Annotated in this window: 11 protein-coding genes; 3 read left to right on the top strand and 8 right to left on the bottom strand. The window is 39.6% G+C overall.

What is annotated here, in order from left to right:
* Positions 1-19: 19 nt before the first annotated feature.
* From pheS to IX83_RS08690, 5 genes are all read right to left on the bottom strand, one after another.
* Positions 20-1,048, bottom strand: coding sequence for a phenylalanine--tRNA ligase subunit alpha (gene pheS / locus IX83_RS07315; RefSeq protein ID WP_038501813.1), 1,029 nt, complete (start codon positions 1,046-1,048; stop codon positions 20-22).
* A 15-nt stretch (positions 1,049-1,063) separates the two neighbouring features.
* Positions 1,064-1,420, bottom strand: coding sequence for a 50S ribosomal protein L20 (rplT, locus tag IX83_RS07320; protein ID WP_038500852.1), 357 nt, complete (start codon positions 1,418-1,420; stop codon positions 1,064-1,066).
* Positions 1,421-1,432: 12 nt separating this feature from the next.
* Positions 1,433-1,630 (bottom strand): 50S ribosomal protein L35, encoded by a 198-nt coding sequence (gene rpmI, locus IX83_RS07325; RefSeq protein WP_038500855.1) that lies wholly within the window; start codon positions 1,628-1,630, stop codon positions 1,433-1,435.
* Positions 1,631-1,882: 252 nt separating this feature from the next.
* Positions 1,883-2,722: a glycosyltransferase family 25 protein gene (locus tag IX83_RS07330; RefSeq protein WP_038500858.1), complete on the bottom strand. Its 840-nt coding sequence runs from the start codon at positions 2,720-2,722 to the stop codon at positions 1,883-1,885.
* A 57-nt stretch (positions 2,723-2,779) separates the two neighbouring features.
* Positions 2,780-3,775 carry a glycosyltransferase family 2 protein gene (locus IX83_RS08690; protein ID WP_051919529.1) on the bottom strand — a complete coding sequence of 332 codons (996 nt, stop codon included), beginning with the start codon at positions 3,773-3,775 and terminating at the stop codon, positions 2,780-2,782.
* Between the two features lie 334 nt (positions 3,776-4,109).
* On the opposite strand from IX83_RS08690, the gene IX83_RS07340 reads away from it, so the two are divergent.
* Positions 4,110-5,615, top strand: a complete 1,506-nt coding sequence (locus IX83_RS07340) for a YifB family Mg chelatase-like AAA ATPase (protein ID WP_038500861.1) — start codon at positions 4,110-4,112, stop codon at positions 5,613-5,615.
* Positions 5,616-5,902: 287 nt separating this feature from the next.
* Complete coding sequence (locus tag IX83_RS07350) at positions 5,903-7,366, top strand: chloride channel protein (RefSeq protein WP_051919532.1); 1,464 nt, start codon at positions 5,903-5,905, stop codon at positions 7,364-7,366.
* A gap of 614 nt (positions 7,367-7,980) precedes the next feature.
* Here IX83_RS07350 and IX83_RS07355 read toward each other — a convergent pair.
* Together IX83_RS07355 and pdxH are read right to left on the bottom strand one after the other, a co-directional pair.
* Positions 7,981-8,469, bottom strand: coding sequence for a flavin reductase family protein (locus IX83_RS07355; RefSeq protein WP_038500866.1), 489 nt, complete (start codon positions 8,467-8,469; stop codon positions 7,981-7,983).
* A gap of 8 nt (positions 8,470-8,477) precedes the next feature.
* Positions 8,478-9,107 carry a pyridoxamine 5'-phosphate oxidase gene (gene pdxH / locus IX83_RS07360; protein WP_038500869.1) on the bottom strand — a complete coding sequence of 210 codons (630 nt, stop codon included), beginning with the start codon at positions 9,105-9,107 and terminating at the stop codon, positions 8,478-8,480.
* 64 nt (positions 9,108-9,171) lie between these two features.
* On the opposite strand from pdxH, the gene IX83_RS07365 reads away from it, so the two are divergent.
* Positions 9,172-9,966 (top strand): tRNA threonylcarbamoyladenosine dehydratase, encoded by a 795-nt coding sequence (locus IX83_RS07365; RefSeq protein WP_038500872.1) that lies wholly within the window; start codon positions 9,172-9,174, stop codon positions 9,964-9,966.
* Between the two features lie 272 nt (positions 9,967-10,238).
* Here the strand turns inward: IX83_RS07365 and IX83_RS08695 are convergent, their stop codons facing one another.
* Positions 10,239-11,819 (bottom strand): hypothetical protein, encoded by a 1,581-nt coding sequence (locus IX83_RS08695; protein ID WP_051919536.1) that lies wholly within the window; start codon positions 11,817-11,819, stop codon positions 10,239-10,241.
* Between the last annotated feature and the right edge of the window lie 251 nt (positions 11,820-12,070).

Genomic DNA, 12,070 nt, shown 5'->3' on the forward strand with positions numbered 1-12,070 from the left:
CTCGTGCCTAGTAAATTAATTAGTAATTAAACTGTTTGAGAAAGCGTAAATCGCCTTCAAAGAATTGGCGCAAATCATTCACGCCGTAACGTAGCATCGTTAAACGCTCTAAACCTGAACCAAATGCAAAACCGACGTATTCTTCTGGATCCAAACCAAAATTACGGATCACTGAGGGATGGGTTTGTCCTGAACCTGAGATTTCAAGCCAGCGTCCTTTATTTGGACCACTGGTAAACATCATATCAATCTCGGCAGATGGCTCAGTAAATGGGAAAAAAGAAGGTCTAAAACGAACACACAAATCTTCTGTCTCGAAAAACGCACGTAAAAAATTCGTATAAACGCCTTTTAGATCTGCAAATGAAATATTTTTATCAATCCACAAACCCTCAACCTGATGGAACATAGGTGAATGCGTCGCATCGCTATCCACACGATAAGTACGCCCTGGTGCAATGACCTTAATAGGAGGTTGATGGGTACGAGCATAACGAACCTGCATAGGGCTGGTATGCGTACGTAGCAACAAAGGCAAACCCTCATCATCCTGCATATCCACATAAAATGTGTCTTGCATGGAGCGAGCTGGGTGATTTAATGGATTATTCAAAGAAGTGAAATTCGTCCAGTCATTTTCAATCTCAGGGCCACTTGCTACCTCAAATCCAATCGAGCGAAAAATCTCTTCCACTCGTTGCCAAGTGCGAATGACGGGATGAATGCCACCTCTGTCACGCCCCCTACCTGGAAGCGTGACATCAATGGTCTCGGCTGCTAGGCGAGCATTTAACTTCGCCACAGCAAATGCTTCTCGACGAGCATTTAACAGATTTTCAATTTCCTTTTTTAACTCATTAATCTGAGCACCGCGAGTACGTTTTTCCTCAATGGAAAGCTGTGCCATCCCTTTCATCAAGGCGGTCACGGCTCCCTGTTTACCCAAGAACTTTGCTTTTTCGTTCTCTAGGCTCGCCTCATCAGTAGCTGCGTTAAACAGCGTTCTCGCTTCTTCCAGTAATTTATCTAAATCTGTTACAGTCGTCATCATTAAGCCACTATATTAAGCCAAGGCAGATTTAGCTTGAGCAACGATAGCTGCAAAGCCTGCTTTATCATTTACTGCTAAATCAGCTAATACTTTACGATCCAAAGCAATTTCCGCTTTTTTCAAACCAGCGATAAATTGGCTGTACGTAATACCTTGAGAACGAACTGCCGCATTAATACGAGCAATCCACAACGCACGGAATGTACGTTTTTTGTTACGACGGTCACGATATGCATACTGACCAGCACGCATTACCGCTTGTTTCGCTACACGGAATACGTTACCACGACGACCACGGTAACCTTTAGCAGCATTAATAACTTTCTTATGACGAGCATGTGCAGTAACACCACGTTTTACGCGAGGCATAGTAATCTCCTATTAAGCAAATGGCATCATGGCTCTTACTGAGTTCAAATTAGATTCATGAACCGCAGCAATACCACGTAAATGACGTTTATTTTTAGTGGTCTTTTTCGTTAAGATATGACGTTTAAACGCTTGACCACGCTTAATAGAACCGCTTCCTCTCACGATAAAACGCTTAGAAGCACTTTTCTTCGTTTTCATCTTAGGCATAATAATTATTCCTAATAAGTGATTATAGGTGCCTCGAAACTTTTCGAGTCTTTACAAACCCTAACCATCCACTGTTATTAAAAATTTCTTCGAACTCTAACAAAATATAGAGCCTAAAAACCAATAAACAGACCGCCTATTATACTAACTAAATAAAAAATTGTCTATAAAATCATAGTGTCGTAAGATTCTTTTACAACAACTTGTATTTAAAATTATCTTTTGGAATGGGTATAACTTTTGGTATGACGATTATCTTAATTTATCTTTCAACCAAGCTTTAAGTTTTTTAAGGACATATTTTCTTTTTAAATTTTTCAACGTTTCCGCGGACACCTGATAACCGTACTCTTTGTAATCGATTTGTTTCACGCCTGGATCACGCTGATGTTGCAAATTAGAGACCAACGCTTGATTTTCTCTAACCAAAGCGGGGCGAACATGAGCAATGACATTTTTACGATACCCAAGCAAACTGAGTTGCAGTCTAAAATCATCCGCTAACCAATAAACCTTATTACCCGCATCCACCCATTGCACTATCTGTTTCGCTAGGTGTCGAGAAATCACATAGCCCACCGTCATATTCATAAAATTTCTGTAAATTCTACCCACTCGATATGAGCGATATTTTTTAGGAAAAAACTGCATGGGATTGGCAATTTTTTCTAGATACATCTCTTTTACATCAGGATCAAAAGGTTCGGCTTTGTATGAATTGATAAAAAACAGCTCAAATCCTTGACCACAGTGTTTAATAATAGCGGTCAAATCTAAAAAGTTTTCTGACAATATCGCATCATCTTCACAAACCACCAAATAATCAGCATCAGACTGATTCAAAAATAAACGATACATGGCCACATGAGATAAGGCACACGCTGCTTCACCTCGGGAGATATTATTTGTTCTACCATAAACTTGGTGATAAAAATCACTGCTTTTTTCTAAATCAAACAGTGCATCCACCTCGTTTTGTCCTGCCTCAATCGCATCAAACACCTCAAACAACTCAGCGTGAGGTTGTGAAAAAAACATATTTCTTCGTTCAACGTCTTTTTTAAGACTCAATAATTTATAAGTAAATTTCATAACGATTTAAAACAGCTGAATCACCTCAACCAACAACCGCAGCAAACTAATAAACAATCATTTTTTAACATAACGTGAGTAAATTGCTCTAATACGCCCACCCACACGTTTTATCAAAGAAGCATCTTGATAATAATTTAACCAATATTCTGATCGTATCTCTCTTAATTTGCGTATAAACGCCTTGTATTGAGGCGTTTTATAACGTTCATTACCCCCCCCCTTTATATCACAGCCGATCAAGTCCACGATAAGCTGTAATTCAGCCTCTATCGTTTGGATAAATAGATTTTGGGGGACATCCATTATGCGTTGTCGAATGGCTTTTAATTTTTCGATTGTAATACCGTGTTGTTCTCTAGAGACCTGATCATCGAGCGACGTTTTTTTGTGGAAACAATAGTAATACAATGTTCTTTTGCTTGCCATGACGGTATCACTCTGAGCCAAAGCAATTGTGTTCAATAAGGCATCTTCAGAATAAAAGTATCCTTTGGGCACCTCGCCTATTTTCTCATAAACCTTTAACAACAAGCTTCTCTTAATAAACTTCCCTGCACTATTAAATGCAAACGTATGCCTTTTAGTCACAAAATATTTCAATACAAAACGCGTATTCAACAGGGTCTCAACTTGTTTAGGAATCCCATCAGCAACCGGCCAAATTTCATTAATTGCCTCATGAAAAACTGGGAACATCAAGTAATCAGGCCTTGATGCTTGGCACAATGTCACCAATCGATCTAATGCCACAGGTACCAAATAGTCATCACTATCTAAAAACAAAACATACTCACTATCTGGAGAACAAGCCTCCACGCCTTTTTTGCGAGCAAGATACGTGCCTTGATTATCAGGCAAGGCAATCAACTTAATTTTTTCAGGATACCGTTCAAGATAAGGTTTTACAATCTTTACCGTATCGTCAACGCTACCATCATCAACAATAATCAATTCAAATGATGTGTAGGTTTGCAATAAGGTCTGCTGAATCACCGATTCAATCGTTGAAGCAGCGTTATAAGCTCCCATCACAATGGACACTTTTATCATTTAAAACCCTTTATCAGTCGCTTGATTACTACGCGATTAAGACACCACCCATCATATATAAGGCTGGTTTTTGGTATTACATAAAAAAATATGAGTGCCTTGCAAAGTTTCGACAACCCTGCCGTATAAAGAAAAAATGCACCACATACCATTATTATACTGATAATCAGCCTCTTATTTAATCTCTAATCAAAAATATCCATGAAGTTCCCCTTTTTGGCTAATTTGACAAGGTGCAATAAGGGATTTTCCGCTAGGACAAAAATAAGCCATCCAACTGGTTTAAAGACAACGTTATCGTTACGATAAACTCATTAAAAATGAGAGCAATCCTATGTCAGTCATTAAATTATCCAGTTGTACGATTCAGGGAATGTATGCACCTGAAGTTCATGTAGAAGTCGATATTTCCAGCGGTTTACCAAGCTTCACAATTGTTGGTATGCCCGACACCAGCATTCGCGAAAGTCGTACCCGTGTTCGATCCGCGATTATTAACAGTGGCTTTGAATTTCCTAGTGGTTGTATCACCGTCAACCTCTCTCCAGCCGACATCCCCAAGCAATCCAGTCGTTTTGACTTAGCCATCGCCTTAGGCATTCTTATCGCTAGCGAACAAATCACTCCTAGCGAATCCTTTATGAAACAACAGTTCACTAAATTATTATTCATTGGGGAACTCTCTCTAACAGGCGTTATTCAGCCCGTCCAATCTTCCCTAATTATGGCATTTTCACATCGAAGACGACAAAAAGATGCGATTCTTGTTTTGCCGAAAGAAAACATTCCTCAAGCTAGCCTAGTCGATAATCTGAATCTCGTTGGGGTCAGTCATTTAAACGATATTGCACAACAGTTACATCACAACACATTAGAGCTATCCGATCATTGTTTTCAACACCAGTCTGAACGCCCTACTTCTCTTTGTTATTCCGATATTCGTGGACAAAATATAGCCGTAAAAGCCATGGAAATATGTGCATCGGGAGGTCATAGCATCTTATTATCTGGCACACCAGGAGTAGGAAAAAGTATGCTTGCCCAACGATTACCCACTATTTTGCCAAATCTCTCTAATGAAGATTTTCTCGAAGTCCAAGCGATCCATTCCTTATCTCTTCAAACCAAACCGTTAGATTATTTGCGACCGCCTTTTCGATCTCCGCATCACAGCACGTCGGCAGTTGCATTAATTGGAGGTGGCGTAACCATACGACCTGGAGAAATTAGCCTTGCCCATCACGGCACGTTGTTTTTAGATGAGTTGCCTGAATTTCCACGAAATGCCTTGGAAGCACTTCGCGAACCCTTAGAAACCGGCGAAATCCATATTTCACGTTCAAAAATGCAATTAAGTTTTCCTGCTAGATTTCAACTTGTTGCTACCATGAACCCTTGTCCTTGCGGCTATTTTGGAAGTAAAACCAAAACCTGTCGTTGTCGCCCCGAACAAGTCCAAAAGTACAAACAAAAAATTTCTGGACCTTTTCTTGATCGTATTGATTTATTATTAAATCTGCACACACCGAAAGATACTTGGCATGATTTACCTCGTGCAGAAACATCGGATGCTATCCGCGAACGTGTACTTGCTTGCCGAACAAAACAAATCCATCGACAATCATGCTTAAATGCACAGCTTCCTAACCAACACCCTGCTTTAGAATTAGACACCCCAACAAAAAACCATTTCAGCCAACTTTGCAGACATTTTAATTGGTCGATGCGAACGGCTGAACGATTACTTCGCATTGCTCGCACCATCAGTGATATTCACAACCACGCCTTTATTCAAACAGATGATTTAAACGAAGCCCTTAGTTTTAGAGGTGATATTTAAGATGTTTCATGTACACATCAATCCTCACCTCTTGTTCTCACTTCATCACGATTCTGACAAGCGTATTTTTAAACCACTCACGCTAGGTTTTCCGTGATGAGTCTTGTTTTTAAGTGCTTTGTCTGACGGGTGAATGTTCTGATGGTTTGCAAAAAAAGTATAAAAAACTTTCTTTGTATGTTCATAAAAAATTAAAACCTTTTCTCTTTTACCTATCCTCAAAAAAAAACAGCTGTAAAATACTGCTTGATTAAATTTTTGCTTTGCACCCATGCTCAACACACGTCATGTTTAACAAATATATTATTCTTTTAAAAAAGCACATACGCCATCCTAAAAATCATTTAAAACGTCTTTCTAAAAAAACCGTACAGTTCTCTATTATCTTGATTGGGGCTGCGTTTGTGGCAGGCGTGTCCATGATTTTTGCACACCTAGCAGACTGGGCCATTCATCTAAACGCTCATTGGGTCAGAGAAATGCCTTGGTTACCTTGGATCATCCTACCATTGGGCTTGCCACTTTTAAGATTTTTAGTCACCCGCTTTGCTCCCTACTCAGTCGGTTCTGGCATCCCTCAAATCATCGCCAGTCTTAGTTTAAAAGACAGTTCATATGGTCGTAACAAATTAACCTCCTTATTTCAAGCGTTATTAAAAATCCCTTTTACCTTTCTGGCCTTATTAATTGGTGCATCCGTAGGTCGCGAGGGTCCATCTGTTCAAGTCGGAGCGGCGGTCATGTACGCATGGGGCAAATTATGCAAAAAATGGAATCTCACTATTCAAGGGTTTAAAGCTCAAGAATGGCTAGCGGCTGGAGCTGCCAGTGGTTTAGCAGCTGCATTTAATGCACCTTTGGCGGGTGTTATTTTTGCGATTGAAGAGTTGGGCAAAGGCTTAAATATTCTTTGGCACAGAGTCGTTTTACTAGGGGTGTTGGCCTCAGGTTTCTTTGTGGTCGCCTTAATGGGGAACAACCCTTATTTTGGAAAATTCAATGGCGAAGCACTCGACGAGTATATGTGGTTATGGGTATTGGTCTGTGCAGTTGTTTGCGGTATTACGGGCGGATTGTTTGCTCGATTATTAAGCAAAGGATACGCGTTTTTTGCACCTGCTCGTGCCAGAAATTTTTTACGTAATCATCCCTATATTGTTGCTTTTTTTCTTGGTTTAATCGTTGCCAGCATTGGTTACCTCACAAACTTCTCTTCGTTTGGAACCAGCTACGATGTTGCCGATCATGCATTGCGATTTCAGGAACAATACATCAACCACGAAATATTTGGCATTAGTAAATTAATCGCTACCGTTGCCTCTTATTGGTCAGGCATTTCTGGCGGTATCTTTACTCCTGCACTTACTACAGGAGCGGGAATAGGACTGCATCTTAGCGGTCTGTTCAATATGTGGCCACATCAAGATATTCTTGTTTTATTGTGCATGGCAGCTTTTTTATCCGCCGCTACACAAGCGCCCATTACCAGTGCTGTCATTGTAATGGAAATGGTCGGTTCACAACCCATGTTTTTTTGGTTAATGTTAGTCGCTATCTTTGCCTCTATGGTTTCTAAACAAATCTGCCCACATCCGTTCTATCATTTTGTGGCATTACGCTTTAGACAAAGAGCCATTGAGGAAAACAAACAATACGAACAACGTCTTGAAACAGCAAAAAATCAAGAAAAAATTCAGCAGCAAGCTTTTCAAGATGAAGTCCAAGAAGCACTCAATGCTGTGAAAAAATAAGCCTACTCACCACCATCTTTTTTATACCACTCGTATTAAAGGTAGTGGTTGCAGATCATACAGTATATCTCGCGATAATTCCTTTTTAGACAACTGTTAATAAAGGGGGTTCTACCTTATTCTCCCTATTTAAGTAACTTTTTGGTGACTGAGCAACTGTCACGGTCGTGTTTTAACATTCATTTTTAGTATTGTTTATTAAACTAATGTCACCCTATCCATCCGTCTTTACGATACATGATGGAGGGGTGTTGAAGAGTTTATCCATCCACAAAAAATCTATCCGTCAACACTAGCTACTTGTAACTAGTGACATCAGCCAATAAGCATTGAATGATGATAAGTGTTTATCGCAGTCGTGTTTGTTAACAAAAAGATAAAAAAAAGCAGTGCCTAAACACCGCTTTTAAACAATCAGTGCCTAAGCACCTATGGAGAATTAATCAGAAAACATCAATTAAGGTTTAATTTTATTGAAAATAATTATCATTTTCAATAAAATTCTCCTTTTTGAGAAAAATAAATAATTTTATCTGTGTATTGATTGATTTAACACCACCAACCCGCGCATAAACACAGGGTTTCAGCCCCTAAGCTTTTACACCATTACATCACTAAAAAACATAGGGCTCTGTCAACAATCGGCTACCATGAAATATTAACGGTTTTTTCTCTTGGTATCCAAACGCTTGCACTTTAGACACTAACAGGTAATGGTCGCCTGTGTCTAAACAAACTTCATGTTCGCAGTTAAACCAAGCAGCGGTATGTTGCGAATCGATATCAAGAAATGGGGGATTTAGGTTTAGATCCACGCCAGCAAATCGTTCTTCTTGAGATCCCGTCGCAAATTTTTTAGCTAAAGATTCTTGCGAACTAGACAAAATATGTAAACGATAAGGGATGCGTTCTTGTATCAATGGGACTAACTGAGATTTTTTGCTTAAACACCAGCTCACCAATGCAGGCTCCAAAGAAACAGAAGCAAATGAACTTAACGTCATCCCATAAGATTTTTGAGTCTCTGGATGATATATCGTGACAATCGCAACCCCTGTTGGAAAGCGTGCAAATGCTTTCTTTAACGCTTGATGATCATTCATATGGTTACCTACGGAGCCAATCTCGCATGATGCCAGCCATCACTGGATTTTGTATATAAAATACGATCATGCAATCGAGAAGGACGGCCTTGCCAAAACTCAATCTGCTCAGGAACAATCAAATAACCGCCCCAATGTGCTGGTTTAGGTACATCTTCGCCAAATTTTTCTTGAAACTCACGTTCTCGTTTTTCCAATGCTTCTCGAGTAATCACCTGACTTTGGGGTGATGCCCATGCTCCTATTTGAGACGCAACAGGTCGTTTATGAAAATAAGCCGTTGATTCTTCCTCACTGATTTTTTGGACTCTTCCAATTATTTGAACCTGTCTTTGCATTTCTAACCAAACAAACAATGCACTGACGTAAGGATTCGCTTGTAAATCCTTGCCTTTCTTAGAATCATAATTAGTAAAAAATCTAAAGCCTTGATCAGAGACACCTTTACAAAGAATAGTTCTGGCACTAGGTACGCCTTGAGGACTTACCGTGCTAATCACCATCGCATTAGGCTCAAGAATATTAGCATTCATCGCTTCTTGAAACCATTTTTCAAACTGCTCGATAGGGTTAGCCAACAATCCAGATTCATTTAACACATCTTTGTCATAATGCTGACGCAAATCTTCGTAAGACATATTTACCTCTGACTTTTCATATATAATCGCTTTTATTATTATAAGCCCATCTGAAATGGATAGCATGAGTGAACACAAAGAGATCAATATTCAAAGGCGTTTTGCAAGCTTAAAAAGACTATATGGCGAGCTTTTTAATCCTCAATCGTTTCACGTAATGATTGTCGGTATCGGCGGTGTCGGGTCGTGGGCGGCTGAAGCCCTAGCACGAACAGGAGTCGGCAAATTGACATTATGTGATTTAGACCATATTGCTGAATCCAACATCAATCGTCAAATTCACGCATTAACCTCGACATTGGGCCAAGCCAAAACACGTTCTATGGCAGAAAGAATTCGTGAGATTAATCCCGATTGCGTGGTGAATGAATTTGATGATTTTATTAACCAAGAAAACATTGCCACTGTATTGGATCAATATCAACCTGATTTTGTGATTGATGCTTGCGATCAGCATGATGCCAAAGTAGCCATTATTGAACATTGCAGACAACGACAAATTTCTTTCATCGTCTGTGGCAGTGCCGGCGGTAAACAAAATCCCCTTAGTTTGCGATTCGGCGATTTATCTGAAAGCAAGTATGACGCTTTATTACAACGCATTCGCCAAACATTGAGAAAATCTTATCATTATCCCAAAGGGGCCGATGCAAAAGGCAAAGCATTAAAAAAAGTACCGAAAATGAATGTTCAATGTTTATGGTTTGAAGAAACGACCGTAAAACCTACACAATCCGATTGTCAATTACAAGGGTTATCATGTGCAGGTTATGGATCGTGTGTAACGATTACCGCAACAATGGGCTTAATGGCGAGCAATGTTGCTATTCAATCTTTAAAGCCATCTTGTCGTGAATAAATGATGCAGGTATTATTTCCGTTTCTCAATTAATGTGGCTATAACACCTTTTTGAACATGATAAGAAAGTAGCTTGATTGCTAGGTTTCAACATCCTTGTTATTTAATAGTTTCTAAGATGTTAGGGCGTTGGATTAATGGCAATGTGTGAGGCGTGATCGCTTGAGTTTTATATAATCGCCGAGAGTGGCTTGATTGCTGGGGATTAAGATTTATATCATTTAAACAATGATCGGGTATTATATTTACCAGCTCACAAGGTTCCGCATATTTTATTTTTGTTCTGTTTCCTTATCTTTTAAATATCGGAACGCATTAGAAACCACAAATCCGTACATCTGACCGAGATTGTCACTTTGTTCGCCGTCTTTTAGCGAAGATCTTAAAAACGCCATCAATTCTCTCATTAGGTTCGCTTGTTTAATAAGCTCCATCACTTCAGGAGAAATCGGCTGTTCGGCAACCTTTTCATCATAAACAAGAATATCAACCCACTGACGAACATTGTCCATCTTGTCTAAACTTAAATAGTCTGGATGATAGCCCCATCCCACAATCTGCGAAAGTGCTGGTTTCATCACATACGTTTGATTTAAGCGACGAGGTTTCTTACCCAAATCAATAAGTCGGTTTACAAAATGCTGCTTTTTCTTAACATAAACCAAGTCGCCGTATCGCATACTCTCAATCGTTACAGTATTGTTCAAACTGTAATGAGGTAATAATTTAGCAATCCAACCATATTGAAGATGTTGCAATGAGGTAGCCACTACTTGATTATTTTGATTCGTCAATATCAAGTTATCTAAAGGTTCTTCAATCTTAGGTGACTCAATTAATTGTTTATCAAATTTAAACAAGTCTTCTTTCAGCACGGCTGGCGTAGGCTCTACCTCGGGTTCTGGAGTCACCTCAGGTTTAACAGGCTCTTCGACCACTGGCGATGTAGGCTCTGCCTCGGGTTCTGGAGTCACTTCAGGTTTAGCTGGTTCCTCAACCACAGGCGGCGTAGGCTCTACCTCGGGTTCAGGCGTGACTTTTGAGATAGGTGCACGTTGTTTCTCATCACGATAAGTCGACGCTGCATTCATTTGACTAATCACGTTTGATTTAAATGGGAACGTTTGCAACACTTCATTTGAAAGGTGTCTATCCTCATCTATTTGATCAAACCATGACTCTTTTTCTGGTCTTGTTTTTCCAGTAAGCGTGTGACTTTTATCTACCGTAATACTGGATTTTTCAGGTGCTGAAGAACGCGTGACAGTTGCGGGTTGACTAGCCACTACTTTTAACTTATTCGATTTTCCCGTTTGGGTCACACTTGTTTTATCAAACTGTTCCGACTGTTTTTTTTCTTGAATCAAAGTCGGGTTTTCTGGGTAAAAAACTTTCTCTGGAATAATCGTACGTTGATCCGCATAAGAATTTGTTTTTTGCCAATCAAAGAAACTCTCTTTTGTCGCTTGCATGCTTTTTTTGGACGAGGCTTTATCTAACGATTTATCTATTTTTCCGCTTGAACGCGAAGCAAGTTGTCCTACCGCTACACCGTCAACACTCACTTTTTCTGGCAAAGCTTCTATCGATCGCGATACAGTACCACTAGAATTCGTGTCATCAGCCGTTGTTTCCGTCGCGGGTATGTTTGGCAACAAATCAATAGACACCCACACGGCATTCTCGTCATAGCTCAGATGAACTGGCTGACCACCAAAAGCCGTGACAGCATATTGATTATTCAACGTAACCGAAGAAGTTGACTCAGAGGAATGATGGTTCGGATGTGTTGGGTTGATATGCCCTTGATTAAAACTGACTGCTGCATCGGCATATACGAATAAACCTGACATCAACATTCCTGTCACTAGCATGGGAGCTTGATACAGAAACTTCTTTGTCAATCTAGAGCTTATTAATTTGTGTTCATCCATACCAACGATACTCGTGTATTTTTACAGCACTACTTACCGAAACCAAAAAAAACTATTGGCATTTTACCCCTAAACACTTTGTAATTATCAAAGTTCCTCAATAAACCACAAAGAACGCAACAGAATTTAAACAATTTTGATTCCAAAAAATAAAGCGAAGCGTTATAAAA

This window comes from Basilea psittacipulmonis DSM 24701 (genome assembly GCF_000743945.1).
GTDB lineage: Bacteria > Pseudomonadota > Gammaproteobacteria > Burkholderiales > Burkholderiaceae_B > Basilea > Basilea psittacipulmonis.